The following is a 16,292-nucleotide window of genomic DNA, read 5'->3' as shown; positions in this document are numbered from 1 at the left end:
CATGTCCCGTCCCCGCAACATGCTGGATGACCTCCCCGGCCCCTCCGGGCTGGGAGACACGCAGGACGGCGCGCCGCGCCCCGGTGACGGCAACGGTCCGCCGCCGGGTCCGCCGCAGCCGCGGCGCGTGCTGCCCACGCCCTACGTCTGCTACGCCATCATCGCGGGCGCGGTGGGGATGTTCTTCGTCAGCCAGTCCCTGGGCCGCCCGCTGGTCATCGGCGGGACGAACTACGGCATCGTGGGGCCGCTGGCGCTCTACGGGCCGTGGGTCCAGGCGGGCGAGTACTGGCGCCTGCTGGGCACGGTGTTCGAGCACGGCGGCCCCATGCACCTGCTCTTCAACATGCTCGCGGTGTATTCGCTGGGCGCGTCGCTGGAGCGCGGCATCGGGAGCCTGAGGTTCCTGGGGCTGTCGCTCGTCACGGCGCTGGGCGGCTCCGCGTTCGCGCTCTTCTTCAACTTCGACACCGTGACGGTGGGCGCGTCCGGGATGATCCTCGGCTGGGGCGGCGCGATGCTGCCCATCCTCACCCAGCAGGGCCGCAAGGAGCACATGTTCTGGCTGTTGCAGGTGGCGGTCATCAGCCTGCTGCCCGGCGTGAGCTGGGCGGGGCACCTGGGCGGCTTCGTCTTCGGCCTGCCGTGCGGCATGGCGCTGCGCCAGGGCCCGAAGTTCTTCGCTCGCGCCATCCCCGTCCTGCTGTTCATCGCCGCGGCGCTGGCCGTGGTCGCCGCCCATCCCGGGCGCCTTGGAGGCCTTTGACGATGGCTGAGACCCCCGTGCGCAGCGTCTGCGTCTTCTGTGGCTCGCGCTCCGGCGTGCGCGCCGAGTACCGCGAGGCCGCGTCCAGGATGGGCGCCGCGCTGGCGAAGCGGGGCCTGACGCTCGTCTACGGCGGCGCCAGCGTGGGGTTGATGGGCGCGGTGGCGGACGCGGTCATCGCCAACGGCGGCAAGGCCGTGGGCGTGCTGCCCCACTTCATGGACGCGAAGGAGCTGGCCCACCCGCGGCTGACGGAGCTGCACCGGGTGGACTCCATGCACGCGCGCAAGGCGCTGATGGCCGAGCGCTCGGACGCCTTCGTCGCCCTGCCCGGCGGCTTCGGCACGCTGGATGAGCTCTTCGAGATCATCACCTGGGCGCAGTTGGGCCTGCACCGCAAGCCCATGGGCCTGTTGGACGTGGACGGCTTCTTCCAGCCGCTGCTCGCGATGGCGAAGCAGATGGTGGAGGCGGGCTTCGTCCCGGAGACGCAGGGCACCCCTTTCGCGGTGAACGCCTCGCCGGACGCGCTCCTGGACCGCCTGCTCGCGGGGCCGACCATGCCGCTCACGTCGAAGTGGCTGAAGGACGGCCAGCAGACCTGAGGGCCCGCGGCCGGGCTCCTCGGGCTCAGCGCGCGTGGACCTTCAGCGCCGCGTTGCCCAGCGACGAGGCGACGCGGAGCATCACCTGCTCCGTGCCCTCGGGGATGACGGGCTGGCCGTTGGCGAAGGTCTTCGGGAAGCGCACGCGGTAGCCCACCCAGAAGAGGCTGGCGTAGGGGTAGTAGGCGCGCACGTTGAGGTCCGCCCGGCCCAGGCGGCGGATCTCCATGGGCGTGATTTCGCCCGCGGGCGTCACCAGCGCGATCCGCCAGATGCTGTTGCGGTGGGCGAAGTCGTCGTAGCGGTAGTCGTTGACGTGCACCGCCAGGAAGAACTCGTGGAACTTCGCCGCGTCGGCCTGTTCTTCCTCCAGGAGCTGCTCCACCTTCGCGGCGGGCAGCGTCTGGAAGATGGCGCGGCGGTGGACGCGGGCCTCGCGGAAGGCGGGGGTCTGGAACGTGGTCCCCGCGAAGACGCGCGTGTCAAAGCCGTCGTAGATCTCCTTGCGGTCCGAGTACCTGTCCAGCACCGCGAGGTAGGCCGACTCCTGCTTCGGATCATCCAGCGTGGGCGCGGGCTCACCGACGACGGGGGGCGCGGTGGAGCAGCCGCCCAGCGCGCCCAGCAGCACCGCGGCCACCAGCAGCCTTCTCACGGGATGAAGTCCTTGCGCGTGAACAGCGTGGTGAGCCGGTGGCCGGCGGACTCCACGGCCTCGCGTCCGCCCTCCAGCCGGTCCACCAGCGCGAAGGCGCCCAGCACCGTCAGGCCCTCCAGCTTCGCGCGCTCGATGGCCTTGAGCGTGGACGCGCCCGTCGTGACGACGTCCTCCACGATGGCCACCGGGGCGCCAGGGCCCAGCGCGGACAGGCCTTCAATCCACTGGCCGGTGCCGTGGCCCTTGGGCTCCTTGCGCACGATGAACGCGTGCAGGGGCTTCTGGCCGCCGCCCTCCAGGAAGCTGGTGAGGCTCACCGCCGACGCGAGCGGATCCGCGCCCAGCGTCAGCCCACCCGCGGCCACCGCCGACGGAGCGTCGCGCCGGATGGCCTCCAGCAGCAGCCGGCCGATGAGGTAGTGGCCCTCGGCGAGCAGCGCCGTGCGCTTGCAGTCGATGTAGAAGTCCGACTCCTTGCCGGAGGAGAGCACCACGCGCCGGCGCTCGAAGGAGCGCTGGGTGAGCACCTCCAGCAGCCGGGCGCGGTCACGTTCGAGCGTTTCCGCCATGGCCTACAGACCCTCCAGGTACGCCACCAACTGCGCCGAGTAGCGCAACTGCATCAGCAGCTCCGCCTTGCGCGATTCGTCCAGCGCCGCGAACACGTCCGCGAGCAGCGACAGGTCCTGGTTGAGGGCGCCCATGCGCTGCGCGACGTCCACCGCCAGCTCGTCCGCGTCGATCTCCTCCTCGACGCCCTCCGGAGCCAGCGTCTCCTCGGTGGCGAGCGCCTTCTCCAGCATGTCGCGCACCGGCGCCGTCAGCCGGCCTTCGGCCTCCAGCGACTCGCGCTTGGCCTCCAGCACGTCGTGCTCCACCGGCGAGGCGTGGATGGCCTCCGCCAGGGACAGCAGGAGCGCGTCCTCGTCGGACAGCTCCTCGTGCACGCGCACCTGGACCTGGTCGCGCTTGAGGAAGCGCAGCGCCGCCACGCGCCGGAAGCCGCAGATGAGCTGGTAGCGGTCCTCGCCCCGCGGGCGCACGTCCACCGGGAACAGTTGGCCCAGACGCGCCAGGTCCGTGGCCAGCTCGGACACGTCGCCCTCGTCCCGCAGGCGGAAGGTCGTGTCCTCCTCCAGTCGCTCCAGCGGCAGCACCATCGCCGTCACCTGTCCCATCACGCGCGGCTCGATGGCCTGCGCGTGGGGCTCCCCTTCCGAAGTCGCCGCGCCGTCGTTGGCTCCCTGTTCCGTCCCCTCGCCGGAGCCCGCGTCCTCCTGGCTCGCCCGGCTCGCCACGTCCCAGATGCCGGCGCCCAAGAGCGCGTCGTCCGCGCCCGACACCAGACCGGAGCGCGGCTCCGCCAGCACGTCCTTCGCCTCGCCGCCACCGTCGCTGCCCGTGCCGGAGGCGTCCTGGACGCTCTCGCCCGAGGACAGCTCCACGTAGCGGCCGGGGCCCGCGGAGGCCTCCGCGTCCGCACGGGTGCCCTCGCCCTGCCCCGCCGCGTCCGCTCCGGTCGAAGACGGCGCACCCTGACCACCGGCCGCGCTGGAATCCGTCCCCGCGCCAGCGTCGCGTGCCTCGCTGGAATCCAATCCGTTGCCCTCGCCACCGGCCGCGCTCGTGCCGGCTCCGTGGGCGGAGGCGATGCCCTCGCTCGCGTCGGTGCCGTGGGCGGAGGCGCTGGCGTCGGTGCCGTGCGGGGCCGCGTTGCCCTCACCGCTGGCTCCGGTCACCTGCCCACCTTCCGCCGGCAGGCCGGTCTGGGCCCCAGCCGCTTCGGCCCGGGCGGCCCCTTCCGGCGTCACGTCTCCACTCGCGCCCTCGCCATGCTTCGGCGCGGACGCGTCGGCCGCGCCCTCCTGCTGGGACGGCGTCGCGTTCTCTCCAGGTGTGCCCGGCATCCCTTCCTGTCCCTCGGCCCTGTGCTCGGCGTCCATGGTGGCACCCCCGGTTGTTCCACCCCCGCGCCGCCGGAAACGACGGCGCGGCGGGCGGGCTCTAACGGGACTTCTTCACCACGACCTTCTTCTTCGCGCCAGCACCCATCACGCGGGGAACGGGCGCGCCAGCACTGCTCGCCTGCTCAGTGGCGGCCGGACGCGGAGGCTCCGGCGCCCGGGTCGTGGTGGCGGCGGGCGGCGGGGGCGGCGGCAGCGGCTTGGCCGACGGACGGGCCACGACGGTGGCCGGCGCCGTCGTCGCGGGCTGCGTGCGCGCGGGAGGCGGGGGCGGCGGCGTCGGAGCGGCGCGCGGCGGGGCTGCCGGCGGCGTCGGAGGACGCGGCGGGGTGGCGCCCGGACGCACCGTGGGGCGCGTCACCGCCTGGGGGCGGGCCACGGCGGGGCGCTCGGACGGCAGCCGGCCCGGTTCCACGTCGCCCATGTCCACGCGGCCGCGGAAGCTGGCCCCGTCCACGATGATGACGCGGGGGGCGCGGATGTCGCCCACCATGCGGCCCTCGCGGGTGAGCTCCACGCTCTCCGTGGCGTTGATGTTGCCCACCACCACGCCGCTGACGATGGCGTTCTTCACCGCCACGTTGGCCTTCACCACGCCGGACGGCTCCACGATGAGGGTGCGGCTGAGGGTGAGCTCACCCTCGACGCGCCCGCGGACCGTGAGGTCCTCGTCACCCGTGAGCCGACCGCTGATGAGGATGGAGGGCCCCACCACGGTGTTGTCGACGGCGTTGCCTGCAAGATCCTTCGCGGTCGCCACGGATCAGCGCTCCTTCATGTCCATGTCGACGTTGCCCTTGAAGGAGGCACCGTCGGCGATGAGGATGCGCGGGGCCTTGATGTCGCCCACCACGCGGCAGTCCGTCTTCAGCTCCACCTTGTCGCTGGCGGCGATGTTGCCCGTCACGCGGCCGGCGATCTCCACGTTCTGCGTCTCGATGTCCGCCTCGACGACGCCGGAGCCCTCCACGTAGAGGCTCTCCTTGAGGGAGATCTTCCCCTTCACGGTGCCCTGGATGACCAGGTCCTCGTCACCGGAAATCTCTCCGTCGATGACGATGCTCGAGCCAATGATCGTATTCGCCATGAGTGTGTCCGCCTTCTCGAAGCTGTGCGCATGGGGGGCCGTGGGTCGGTCCCCGGTGGATGCTAGATGTCGTCCGGCAACTTCACGTCCATCTCGATGGAGCCGTTGAACACGGCGCCGTCCTCGATGATGACCCGCGGGGCCTTGATGTCGCCCGCGACCTTCGCCGAGGCGTTGATGGCCACGCGCGTGGAGGCGTCGATGTTGCCGCTCGCCTCGCCGTTGATGGTCAGTTCCTCGGCGCGGATGTCCGCTTGCACCTTGCCGGTGCCCTCGATGGTGAGGTGGTTCTTCAGGGCGATCTGCCCCTCCACGCGCCCCTCGATGACCAGGTCCCCTCCGCCCGTGAGGTTGCCCCTGATGACGATGCCCTTGCCAATGATGCCCGTTTCACCCTGTGCCATGAGGTGATCCTCGCCAGCGCCTGCTCCGTCGGGAGCGGGGCGACCTGATTATGTCAGAGATGCGCGGAGATCCAGCCGGAGATGTCCTGGAACACCGTCGCGCGGTCCCGCTCGTTGAGCGGCTCATGCCGCATTCCGGGGTACTCCTTGAACTTCTTGTCCGCCGTCCCCGCCGCCTCGAAGAAGGCCCGCGCCGCCGCCGGCAGCGCCACCCCGTCCTCCTGGCCGCACAGCACGAACAGCGGCACTTGAATCTTCGGCGCCAGCGAGAGCGTCTGCGCCTGGGCGGCCGTGGACTCCACGAACCAGCGGGGCGTGGCGAAGGGCACGTACAGCGGGTCCGCCCCGACCGCCTTTTGAATCTCCGGGTCGGTGCTGAGCATGTCCGGGGCCAGGCCGGAGGGCACCTTCATCCAGGGCACCACGGAGCCCACCATGCGCGCGGCGAGCACCTTCGCGGCCGGCGGGGTGATGGCGAGCTTGAGGTAGGGCGCGGAGAGGATGGCGCCGGAGAGCCCCTCCAGCCTCCCGGTCAGGGCGTGCGCGGCCATCAGGCCGCCGTGGCTGTGGGCGAGCAGGAAGATCTTCTCGTTGCCCGCGGCCTTGCGCACGCGCTGCCAGAAGCCGTCCAGGTCGTCGAGGAACTCGGTCCACTTCGCGGCGTAGGCGCGCCGGCCGTCCGCGCGGCCGTGGCCCCGGTAGTCGAAGCCGTGCACGGCGAAGCCGTCCTTCACCAGCGCGTCGATGACGGGCCGGTAGCGGCCGATGTGGTCGCCATAGCCATGGACGATGGCGACGTGCGCGCGGGGGGGCGTGTCCGGCAGGTCCAGCGTCCAGAACAGCCGGGTGTTGTCCTTCCCGGTGAAGAAGCCTTCGTCGTGGCGGGCCATGAGCCCGGGACCTTAGCGGCCCGGCGCGGTCGAGGGTAGCGCCTTCAACTTGCGCTCCAGGGTGGTGCGCTGGTTGGCGGGCTCGGCGGCCTCCGGCTCCAGCGTCAGCACCTCCAGCGCGCGCTTCCAGGTCCGGACGGCCTCCGGGGCGCGGCCCGCCTTGAGGTACGCGTCTCCCAGGTGCTCCAGGATGGCGGGGTCGTCCGGGGACAGCTCCACCGCGCGCTCCAGGACCTCCACGGCCTTCCGGGCGTCACCGCGCTGGTAGTGCACCCACCCCAGCGAGTCCACGTAGGCCGCGTTGTCCGGCCGGAGCGCCAGCGCGCGCCGCACCAGCCGCTCCGCCTGGTCCAGGTCCCGGCCCCGCTGCGCCATCACGTAGCCCATGAAGTTCAGCGCGGCGGAGTGGTCCGGCTTCAGCGCGAGCACCGCCCGCATGCGCGACAGCGCCCCCGCCACGTCGCCCTGGCGCTCCAGCAGGGTGGCCAGGGCGAACTGCAGGTCCTGGTTCCTCGGCGCCTTCGCGACGGCGTCCCGCAGGAGCGCGAGCGCGTCCGGAGCCCGGCCCTGGCGCTCCAGCAGGCTGGCCAGCGCGTCATACGCCAGCGCCCCGCCCTCCCCCGCCAGCGCCTCGCGCAGCACGCCCTCCGCCCTCGCCGCGTCCCCGCCGCGCTCCAGCGCCCGGGCGTAGCCGACGCGCACCTCCACGTCGTCAGGCGCGTCCGACATGGCCGCGCGGTAGAGCGCCAGCGCGCGCGGGTGGTCTCCCGCCAGCGACAGGCAGCGGGCCTGGCGCACGCGGGCGTCCGGGAACACCTCCGAGTCCGGGGGCACGCCCGCGAAGTCCTGGGCGGCGACGGAGAAGCGGCGGGTGCGCTCCGCGACGAGGCCGGCGTAGTACGCCAGCCGGGGCTCATCCGGCGCGTCCTTGCGCGCGGCGTCCAGCACCTCCCGCGCGGGGGCGGGCTCTCCGGAGGCCAGGTAGCTGAAGGCCACGCGCACGGCCAGCTCCGGCGACGCGGAGAGCGACAGCAGCCGGTCGAAGTACGCTCGCGCCCGGGTCACCGACCCGCCCTTGAGCGCGGCGCGGCCCGCGGACAGGAGCACCTCGCGGCTGTCCGGATCCGCCTCCAGCGCGCGGGCCAGCGCGTCCTCCGCCTCCTTCGGCCGGCCGGAGCCCTCGTAGAGCCGGGCCAGCGTGGACCACACCTCCACGTCGCCCGGGTCGCGCTCGGCGGCCTTCGCGAGCAGGCGCTCGGCGCGGGGCGCGTCGCCGCGCTCGGCCAGGACGAGCCCCAGCCGACGGTAGCCGGAGGCCTCGCCCGGCAGCGCGTGGGCCAGCGCCTCCACCACCTTCACCGCCTCGTCGGGGTCCTTCGCGTCCAGGTACAACTGCGACAGGACGAGGTACGCCTCCGGCTCGCGGGGGCGCAGCGTCACGGCGCGGCGCAGGTGCTGCTTCGCGCGCGCCGTGCGGCCGGACTCCAGCAGCACCCGGCCCAGCAGCACGTGGGCGGCGTAGTGCGTGGGGGCCTTCTCCACGGCCCGGCGCAGCTCGCGCTCGGCGCGCGTGAGGTCGCCCAGGCGCGCGTACTCCTCGCCCAACTGGGTGAGGAGGGTCGGGTTGCCGTCGTCGGTGGCGAGCGCCAGCCGCAGCTCGTCCACCGAGGCCCGGTGGTTGCCCTCCAGGTGCATCAGCCGCGCCTGGAGGTAGTGCGCGTAGCTAGCGGACGACGCGGACGGCTCGTCGTCGCGGCTGCTCGAGTCCATGGCCTCGCGCATCGCCTCGCGGTCGACGTGCGGGGCCGGGGCCCTCCTCGCGGGCGCGGCCCCCGAACCTCCGGCGGCCAGCGCGAGGCACATCACCGCGGCACGGCTGAGGAGCGGGAGCGGGCGCACGCGGGCTAGTGGACCTCGGGAGGGGGCGCCCCCAGCTTCTCCAGCAGCTTCTCCACCGGATCGCTGTCCTGGCTGACGTCCGCCATGGCGGCCCGGTACTCGATGGAGGTCACCTGCTCCACGTCCGGCATCAGGCGGTTGATGACCGTGCGCGCCGCGTCCGCGTTGCACTCGGGCAGCACCACCGCGAAGACGCCCTGCCCCAGGTGGGCGATGGCGTCCGGGTGGCGCACGCGCTTGCGCATCACGTCCCCCATGTTGGAGGGCATCACCTCCAGCTCGCGGTCCGGACGCAGCACCGCCAGCGTGAGGGCGCGGTGGTAGCGGCGGCTGCGGGCCACCTCCTGCTCCAGGCGCAGGAGCAGGCCCCGGCGGTCGTGCAGCCCCGTCACGGGGTCGCTGCCGGTGCGGCGCTGGAGCGAGTTCGTCTTGGTGTCCTGCTCCTTCTCACCCTGGCGCAGCTTGAGCGCGCGCTCGGTGCGGTTGAGCAGCTCCACCGCGTTGAAGGGCTTGGCCATGTAGTCCACCGCGCCCAGGTTGAGCGCGCGGACCTTGTCGGCCACGCCCTGGTGGGCGGACAGGAGGATGACCGGGATGTGCGCCGTGTCCGACGAGGACTTGAGCGCCATGGCCGCGTCCAGGCCGTCCAGCTTGGGCAGGAACACGTCCATCACCACCAGGTCCGGACGGGACGCGCGTGCCTTCGCCAGGCCCTCCGCGCCGTCGCGCGCCACCTCCACGCGGTACTTCGAGCGCAGCACCTCCGACAGCACCGCGGCGATCTCCGGCTCGTCCTCCACCACCAGCACGCGCGGCTGCTCGGGGGCGGCGCCGGGCGCGGGCTGCGGCCGGGGGTTGCGCGCGGCCTCCTGCGCCAGGGGCAGCGTGAAGACGAAGGTGCAGCCGCCGTCCGCCGGGCTCTCCGCCCAGATCTCACCGCCGTGCAGCTCCACGAACTCCTTGCAGATGGCCAGCCCCAGCCCCGTGCCCTTGGGCCCGTGGCGGTAGCGGTCGAAGACGAGGTGCAGCTCGTCCGGCGGGATGCCCACGCCGTTGTCGCTCACCATCACGCGCACCGCGTCGCCGTCCGGCCGGGACAGCCGCTGCGTGCGCACCACCACCACGCCCGGGTCGCTGGCGTGCTGGATGGCGTTGCTGATGAGGTTCTGCAGCACCTCGTGCAACTTCACCTCGTCGCCGATCAGCATGAGGCTGTCGGGGCACTCGGAGCGCAGCGACACGGCCTTCTCCGCCGCCAGGATCTCCAGCTCCGCCACGGCGTCGCGGCACAACTGCGCCACGTCCAGCACGCGGGGCTCGATGGACAGGCGCGCCGCCTCGCCCTTGCCCTTCTCCAGCAGGGACTCGACCAGGGTGAGGATCTTCCGGCCCTGGCGGATCATCGCCTCCGCGGACTGCTTCTGCTGCGCCTCCAGCGGCCCTTCCAGGAGCAGCCGGCCGTGCCCCAGGAGCACCTGGAGCGGCGCGCGCAGGTCGTGGCTGCACACCGCGATGATCTCGTCCTTGAGGCGGTTGAGCTCCTTGAGGCGGCGGTTCGCGTCGTTGAGCTCGCGGTAGCGCTCCACGTACGCCAGCTCCAGGTCCTCGCGCTTCTTCTTCACCGCCGTGTGCAGGCGCGCGTTGCGGATGGAGTTGGCGAGCACGCCCGCCACCGCCTCCGCGAACTCCTGCTCGTCGCGCCCGATGGACGCCTCGCCCTTGGACACGCGCAGGAAGAGCGCGCCCAGCAGGTCGTCCTGGCAGATGAGCGGCTGCACCAGGATGGACTTCACGCCCTGAGGCAACAGCGACGTGCGCACCTCCGCCATCAGCGGGTCGCGCTGCGCCTCTTCAATCAGCACGGGCTGCCGCGTCTCCAGCGCGCGGCGCAGCTCCGGGTAGCGCGCCACCTCGATGTCCAGTTGGACGAGGCTGGGGTCCTCCTGCGTCGCGACGACCGTGGCCGTGCGCGCGTGGCTGCCCTCCACCAGCACCACGGAGCAGCGGTCCGTGCCCGTCACCTGGCCGACCTTCTCCACCGCGATGCGGAGGATCTCCTCCAGCTCCAGCGAGCTGGTGGCCGCCTGGGTGATTTCGAGCAGCATCCCCATGCGCATCCGGATGCGCTCCTCGCGCTCCTTGAGCCTCCAGGCGCGCAGGGCGGACTCCAGCCGGGGCACCAGCTCATCCGCGCCGCGCACGAAGTCGTCCACCGCCAGGCGCTTGAAGGCCTCCGCCGAGCGCGCGCGGCCCTGATCCACCAGCACCGGCAGGCGCTGGAGCTTGTCCGTCTTGCGCACCGTCTCCAGCAGCTCCGCCGCCCGCTTGGCCGTCACGGCCAGGAGCACCACCTCCGGCTGGAGCTGATCCACCATCTCCGCCAGCCCGGTCTCCCGCTCCGTGGAGGCGCACTGGTAGCCACTCGCCGTGAGCCGCTCCACCAACGCGTCACCCGCGGCCTTCGCCGCGAGCACGAGCACCCGCCCCCGCTGCTCCGACGACAACATCTCGATCCTCACGGCGCGCCTCCGCCCCGCCCAGACAGGGAACGACGTCGCGGAAACCCGTTGGGTGCGAAAGGAGTCATGGTCGATTCCGGATCATGCCGTCTAACCCGTCCGCGGGCCAGCGGATGAACGGGGCTCTCCTCATGAGAGAGGGGTGGGAAAAGGCGCGCGACGTATACCCCGGACCGGCCTTCTTCCTCCGGAATCCCGCACGCGCGTGACGGTCCGGTGACCGGAAACCGCCCGCCCAGCCCTTGCCAGGCGGGAATCCCATGAAAACAGCCAGGCTGTCACTTTCTTCCAATACCACCCTCTTCGTCCGGCCGGAGGCAGGGCGGGCGGGCAGGCGCCCGCTGGGGGTTTTCAGGGGATCTCGCGATCAGGGAGCCGGGGGAAGGCGCGGGGGAGGTGGCCCCGCCCGCTTCCCGAGGGAGCGCGCTAGAGTGCGAAACCATGCACTCCGTCCCTTCGCGCCCGTTCGCGCCGCGGGCCCTCCTGGCCTCGCTGACCCTCTGTGCTTCCGTGTTCACCGCCTGTGGTGGTGAGAAGCCGGCCCCCACTCCGGACCCGCCGACGGTGACGCTCACCGTGCCGCAGCCCAACACGGCGGCCCCGTCGCTGACGGTGCGGGTCATCGTGTCCGGGTGTGACGCCGTGTCGCGGGTGGACATCTACGACCGGGACACGTTCCTGAAGACCGTGGCCTACACCAGCGGGTCCATGGACTTCGAGCTGGCCTCGAATGAGATCAAGTACACCCGCGGGCTCGCCGCGAGCCTGTCGCTCAACGCGCGGGCGACGTGCGCGGACGGCCGGACGAACGTGTCCCAGCCGCAGGCGGCCACGTTCCTGCCGGTGGCGAAGGTCATCAAGGATCCGGACCCCAACGGCCAGGTGGTGACGGACTTCTTCATCGCCGAGGGCAGCGGCACGAACGTCGCCTTCATCGGGTGCGGCAACCCCACCACGGGCTCCGGCACGCTCTTCCGCGTGGACTCGGCGGGCGTGGTGCGCAACTCGGTGGAGATGGGCATCCCGTGCAGCTCCGCGACGGTCATCACCAGCGTCAACGCCCAGAGCGGCAAGCGGTGGGTGTGGACGCCCGGCACGGGCGCGGTGGCGGTGGACGCCAACTTCGCCATCACCGGCCGCACCGCGCCCACGTACAAGCTGCAGAACCTGTCCGTGATGGCCAACGGCGACGCGCTGGTGAACGACCTGTACACGGTGTCGCGCCTGAAGCACACGGCGTCCGGCGGCTCCTTCCAGTGGACGTTCGAGAACGCGCCGCTGCAGCCCATCACCCCGCCCAAGGAGAAGGGCCAGCAGGTGCTGGTGGCCTACCCGAACAACGCGGGGGGCGGCGGGGACGCCCTGCAGATCGAGATCGCCACGCTGGACGCGAACGCCACGAGCGCGGACCTCCAGCCGGTGAGCACGCGCATCATCTACACGTACAACGGCCTCATCAGCGCGCCGCCGCCCGCGTCGTTCAGCGTGGACGGGTCCACGCTCTACATGTCCTTCGACTTCGCCAACAACCAGTCGCGCATCGAGGCCTGCTCCACGGAGGCCGCGGGCTGCGAGGGCAACGCGTACCGCTGGTCCAGCACCACCTTCCCGGTGCCCATCCGCTTCCTGCTCCCGTTCCATGGCGGCTCGAAGGTGGCGGCCATTGGAGACCAGCGCGTGTGGTTCCTGAACTCGACGAGCGGCCTGGTGATGAACAAGGGCGGCACGTCCGTGGACGCGTCCGGGCAGTTGCGCATCCACCAGGTGCAGTTGGGCCTGCCGACGAGCCCGGAGTTCTACCTGCTCACCGGCCCGAACGTGGCGGGCGCCCTGCCCCAGGAGATCGTCGCGGTGGACTCCGCCGAGCAGGGCGAGCTGTTCCGCTACGAGGTCTCCAGCAGCCTGTCCTGCTCCGTGGATGACGGCGGGCGGCTGTGGATGCGCGTGGGCAACAACCTGGTCCAGGCCCTCACGCTGCCCGAGTACCGCGCCGTCAGGCAGTGACGGCGGCCCTCAGGGCCTGTCGGCGACGAGGAGCGCCTCCACGTTGCCGGCGGGCCCGGGCACGGGTGAGTCCATCACCCCGCGCACGGTGAGCCCGTGCTCGCGCACGAAGGCCGTCACGGTGTCGATGGCGTCCTGGCGCGCCTCCGGGTCGCGCACCACGCCGCCCTTGCCCACGCGCTCCGGGCCCACCTCGAACTGGGGCTTCACCAGGGCGATGAGCAGGCCGCCCGGTGAGAGGAACGGCAGCACCGACGGCAGCACCTGGGTGAGCGAGATGAAGCTCACGTCGATGACGACGACGCCCACCTTCTCCGGCAGGTCCTCGTCCGTGAGGTAGCGCGCGTTGACGCGCTCGCGGGAGCGCACGCGCGGGTCCACGCGCAGCTTCTCGTGGAGCTGGCCGTAGCCCACGTCGATGGCGTGCACCCGCACCGCGCCGTGCTGGAGCAGGCAGTCGGTGAAGCCGCCGGTGCTGGCGCCGATGTCCGCGCCCACGCGGCCCGTCACGTCCAGGCCGAAGCGGTCCATGGCCGCCTTCAGCTTGAGGCCGCCGCGCGACACGTACGGCAGCACCTCGCCCTTGAGGCGCAGCTCGGCCTCCACGGGGACCAGGGAGCCGGGCTTGTCCACGCGCTGATCCGCCACCACCACCTGGCCGGCGAGGATGAGCGCCTGGGCCTTGGTGCGAGACTCGGCGAGCCCGCGCTCCACCACCAGCACGTCCAGGCGTTCCTTCTTCGGCTTCACCGGTGCTCCTCTCCCAGCAGCGCACGGCCCGCGCGCCGCAGGCCCGCCGCGTCCAGTCCCAGTTGCGTCCGCTGCACCCGCGCGTCCCCGTGCGGCAGGAAGACATCCGGCATGCCCAGCAGCGTCACCCGGGGGGACACGCCGCAGGCCGCGTACAGCTCCAGCACCGCGCTGCCCAGGCCGCCGCGGGTGGTGCCCTCCTCGGCCACCACCACATGCCCGCCCGCCGCGGCCTCCAGGAGCGCGGCCTCATCCAGGGGCCACGCCCGGCGCGCGTCCAGCACGCTCCAGTCCGGCTCGCTCCGCGCGGCCTCCAGCGCGGACAGGCCCAGCGGGCCCAGCGTCACCAGCGTCAGCCGAGATCCGGCCACGCGCTTCAACCAGCGGGCCCCCGGCATGGGGAGCGCGGCCGGCGCCAACCGCGAGGCCGCAGAATCCATGGCCCCTGCCGCGCCAGCGCGCGTGTCGTGGGCCGGCTGCCCGGGCGAGGACGACCCCTGCGCCTCCGTGTCGCCCTGTGCCAGCTCTGGCGGGAGGTCCGGCAGCGTGCCTCGCGGGAAGCGTAGCACGGAGGGCCCGGAGGCCTGGAGCGCGGTGGCGAGCATGGGCTCCAGGTCCTCCCCCACCACCGGGGCCCACTGCGTGAGGCCCGGCAGCGGCCGGAGGAAGGACACGTCGTAGGCGCCCTGGTGCGTGGCGCCGTCCGCGCCCACGAGCCCCGCCCGGTCCACCGCGAAGACGACGGGCAGCCCCGGCAGGCACACGTCGTGGACCACCTGGTCGTACGCGCGCTGGAGGAAGGTGGAGTAGATGACGCACACCGGCTTCGCGCCCGCCGCGGCCAGCCCCGCGCAGAACGTCACCGCGTGCTGCTCCGCGATGCCCACGTCGTGCACGCGGTCCGGGAAGCGCTCCTTCAAACCAGTGAGCGCACTGCCCTCCAGCATCGCGGGCGTCACCGCCACCACGCGCGGGTCGCGCTCCAGCGCGTCGCCCAGCACCTGGGCGAAGGCCTCGCTGAACGTGGGCCGACCCCCTCGCGAGCGCACCAGCTTGCCGTCGCGCCACTCGTACGGCCCCATCGCGTGGCCGCGGGTCTGCTCGTCCGCCTCCGCGGGCGGGAAGCCGCGCCCCTTCTTCGTCAGCGTGTGCACCACCACCGGGCGGCATGACGCCTTCGCCTCGCGCAGGGCCCGCGTGAGCGCGCCCAGGTCGTGCCCGTCCACCGGGCCCAGGTAGGTGAAGCCCAGCGACTCGAAGAAGGCGCGGGCGTTGCGCGTGCGCAGGAGCGCGGGGATGGCCCCCACGTTCGCGCTGATGGACATCTGGTTGTCGTTGAGCACCACCACGAGCGGCAGCGGGCTGCCCCCCGCGTTGTTGAGCCCCTCGAAGCTCAGGCCCCCGGTGAGCGCGCCGTCGCCCACCACCGCCACCACGTGGCCCGTGTGGCCCAACTGCCGCCGGCCGGAGAGCAGGCCCAGCGCCGCGGAGATGGCCGTGCACGCATGCCCGGCCGCCAGCGCGTCGTGGTGGCTCTCGCGCGGATCCAGGAACGGCGCGATGCCGTCCGCCTGCCGCAGCGTGTGCATCCGGTCCCGCCGGCCGGTGAGCAGCTTGTGCGCGTACGCCTGGTGCCCCACGTCGAAGAGGAGCGCGTCCTGCGGCGTGTGGAAGACGCGGTGCAGGGCCACGATCAATTCGACCGCGCCCAGCGACGCGCCCAGGTGGCCGCCCACGCGTCCGCACGTGGTGATGATGGCCTCGCGCAGCGCCTCGCACAGGCCGGGCAGCGCGTCCTCGGGGAGCGCGCGCACATCCGCGGGAGACTCGACACCGGACAGCACGTCCGCCATCAGGACTTCCGCTCCACCGAGTAGCGCGCCAGCGCCGCCAGCGGACCGTCCACGCCCTCCAGCGGGCGCACCGCGGCCTCCGCCCGGGCCACCAGCTCGTCGGCCATGCGGCGGGACTCGTCCAGCCCCACCACCGCCGGGAAGGTGAAGCGCCCGGCCTCCGCGTCCGCGCCCACCGGCTTGCCCATGGCCTCCGCGCTGGAGGTCACGTCCAGCACGTCGTCCGCGATCTGGAAGGCCAGGCCCACCGCCTCACCGTACGTCACCGCGCTGGCGAGCGCCGCCGCGTCGCCCCCGGCCGCCAGGACGCCCATCCGGCACGCCGCGAGGATGAGCGCGCCCGTCTTCATCCGGTGCAGCCGCAGCAGGTAGTCCAGCGTCGCGGCCCGGTCCGCCGCGATGTCCAGCACCTGCCCGCCCACCATGCCGCTCGCGCCCGCCGCACGCGCCAGCTCCGCGCACAGCAGGCCGCGCACCGGCTCCGGCCCTCCGGCGAGCACGTGGAAGGCCTCCGTGAGCAGCCCGTCCCCGGCCAGCAGCGCCAGCGGCTCGCCGTAGACCTTGTGGTTCGTGGGCCGGCCCCGGCGCAGGTCGTCGTTGTCCAGGCAGGGCAGGTCGTCATGCACCAGCGAATAGGTGTGCACGTACTCCAGCGAGCACGCCGCATCCAACACCACGGCGCTGTCGGTGCTCGCCTTCGCCACCGCGTCCGCGAAGGCCAGGCAGAGCACGGGGCGCAGGCGCTTGCCGCCCGCGAGCAGCGAGTAGCGCATGGCCTCCGCCAGCCGGGGCGGCGTGCCCGCGGGACCCAGGCGGTCCGCGCGTTCGAGCAGGAGCGCCTCCACCCGCGCCTGGTGCGTGCGCATGAAGGGTTCCAGGTTGAATGCGGCCAT

15 protein-coding genes are annotated in these 16,292 nt (G+C 72.7%); 3 read left to right on the top strand and 12 right to left on the bottom strand.

What is annotated here, in order from left to right; translation table 11 throughout:
- Nucleotide 1 precedes the first annotated feature (1 nt).
- On the top strand, nt 2–766 hold the full coding sequence (locus K8556_RS18700) for a rhomboid family intramembrane serine protease (protein ID WP_223741423.1): 765 nt from the start codon (nt 2–4) through the stop codon (nt 764–766).
- 2 nt (nt 767–768) lie between these two features.
- Nucleotides 769–1,371 carry a TIGR00730 family Rossman fold protein gene (locus tag K8556_RS18695; RefSeq protein WP_223741422.1) on the top strand — a complete coding sequence of 201 codons (603 nt, stop codon included), beginning with the start codon at nt 769–771 and terminating at the stop codon, nt 1,369–1,371.
- 25 nt (nt 1,372–1,396) lie between these two features.
- Here the strand turns inward: K8556_RS18695 and K8556_RS18690 are convergent, their stop codons facing one another.
- The 9 genes from K8556_RS18690 to K8556_RS18650 form a co-directional block, all read right to left on the bottom strand.
- A complete protein-coding gene (locus K8556_RS18690) occupies nt 1,397–2,026 on the bottom strand; it encodes a hypothetical protein (protein ID WP_223741421.1) in 630 nt (209 codons plus the stop codon).
- Entirely contained in the window at nt 2,023–2,598 is a 576-nt protein-coding gene (gene pyrE, locus K8556_RS18685) for an orotate phosphoribosyltransferase (protein WP_223741420.1), read from the bottom strand. The genes K8556_RS18690 and pyrE overlap by 4 nt, the downstream gene beginning before the upstream one ends.
- 3 nt (nt 2,599–2,601) lie before the next feature.
- The gene (locus tag K8556_RS18680) at nt 2,602–3,936 is read right to left on the bottom strand and encodes a ParB N-terminal domain-containing protein (protein WP_223741419.1); all 1,335 of its coding nucleotides are present in this window, start codon (nt 3,934–3,936) and stop codon (nt 2,602–2,604) included.
- A gap of 97 nt (nt 3,937–4,033) precedes the next feature.
- Complete coding sequence (locus K8556_RS18675) at nt 4,034–4,753, bottom strand: polymer-forming cytoskeletal protein (protein ID WP_223741418.1); 720 nt, start codon at nt 4,751–4,753, stop codon at nt 4,034–4,036.
- A gap of 3 nt (nt 4,754–4,756) precedes the next feature.
- Complete coding sequence (locus K8556_RS18670) at nt 4,757–5,080, bottom strand: polymer-forming cytoskeletal protein (RefSeq protein WP_120565586.1); 324 nt, start codon at nt 5,078–5,080, stop codon at nt 4,757–4,759.
- A 62-nt stretch (nt 5,081–5,142) separates the two neighbouring features.
- Nucleotides 5,143–5,484 (bottom strand): bactofilin BacN, encoded by a 342-nt coding sequence (gene bacN, locus K8556_RS18665; protein ID WP_014397642.1) that lies wholly within the window; start codon nt 5,482–5,484, stop codon nt 5,143–5,145.
- Nucleotides 5,485–5,537: 53 nt separating this feature from the next.
- Nucleotides 5,538–6,374, bottom strand: a complete 837-nt coding sequence (locus K8556_RS18660; RefSeq protein WP_223741417.1) for an alpha/beta hydrolase — start codon at nt 6,372–6,374, stop codon at nt 5,538–5,540.
- A 12-nt stretch (nt 6,375–6,386) separates the two neighbouring features.
- Nucleotides 6,387–8,273: a tetratricopeptide repeat protein gene (locus K8556_RS18655; protein ID WP_370639941.1), complete on the bottom strand. Its 1,887-nt coding sequence runs from the start codon at nt 8,271–8,273 to the stop codon at nt 6,387–6,389.
- A 5-nt stretch (nt 8,274–8,278) separates the two neighbouring features.
- Nucleotides 8,279–10,777, bottom strand: coding sequence for an ATP-binding protein (locus tag K8556_RS18650; RefSeq protein ID WP_223741532.1), 2,499 nt, complete (start codon nt 10,775–10,777; stop codon nt 8,279–8,281).
- 456 nt (nt 10,778–11,233) lie between these two features.
- Here K8556_RS18650 and K8556_RS18645 point away from each other — a divergent pair, with 456 nt between their 5' ends.
- A complete protein-coding gene (locus tag K8556_RS18645; protein WP_223741416.1) occupies nt 11,234–12,796 on the top strand; it encodes a hypothetical protein in 1,563 nt (520 codons plus the stop codon).
- 9 nt (nt 12,797–12,805) lie between these two features.
- Here the strand turns inward: K8556_RS18645 and K8556_RS18640 are convergent, their stop codons facing one another.
- Genes K8556_RS18640 through K8556_RS18630 form a run of 3 tightly spaced genes read right to left on the bottom strand, consistent with a single transcriptional unit; the run spans nt 12,806 to nt 16,292 of the window.
- Complete coding sequence (locus K8556_RS18640) at nt 12,806–13,546, bottom strand: TlyA family RNA methyltransferase (protein ID WP_014397647.1); 741 nt, start codon at nt 13,544–13,546, stop codon at nt 12,806–12,808.
- Nucleotides 13,543–15,399 carry a 1-deoxy-D-xylulose-5-phosphate synthase gene (locus K8556_RS18635; protein WP_223741415.1) on the bottom strand — a complete coding sequence of 619 codons (1,857 nt, stop codon included), beginning with the start codon at nt 15,397–15,399 and terminating at the stop codon, nt 13,543–13,545. The genes K8556_RS18640 and K8556_RS18635 overlap by 4 nt, the downstream gene beginning before the upstream one ends.
- Entirely contained in the window at nt 15,399–16,292 is an 894-nt protein-coding gene (locus K8556_RS18630) for a polyprenyl synthetase family protein (RefSeq protein ID WP_223741414.1), read from the bottom strand. The genes K8556_RS18635 and K8556_RS18630 overlap by 1 nt, the downstream gene beginning before the upstream one ends.

Source organism: Corallococcus sp. AS-1-12, assembly GCF_020036995.1.
GTDB lineage: Bacteria > Myxococcota > Myxococcia > Myxococcales > Myxococcaceae > Corallococcus.
This window is presented reverse-complemented; position numbering and strand designations above follow the sequence as displayed.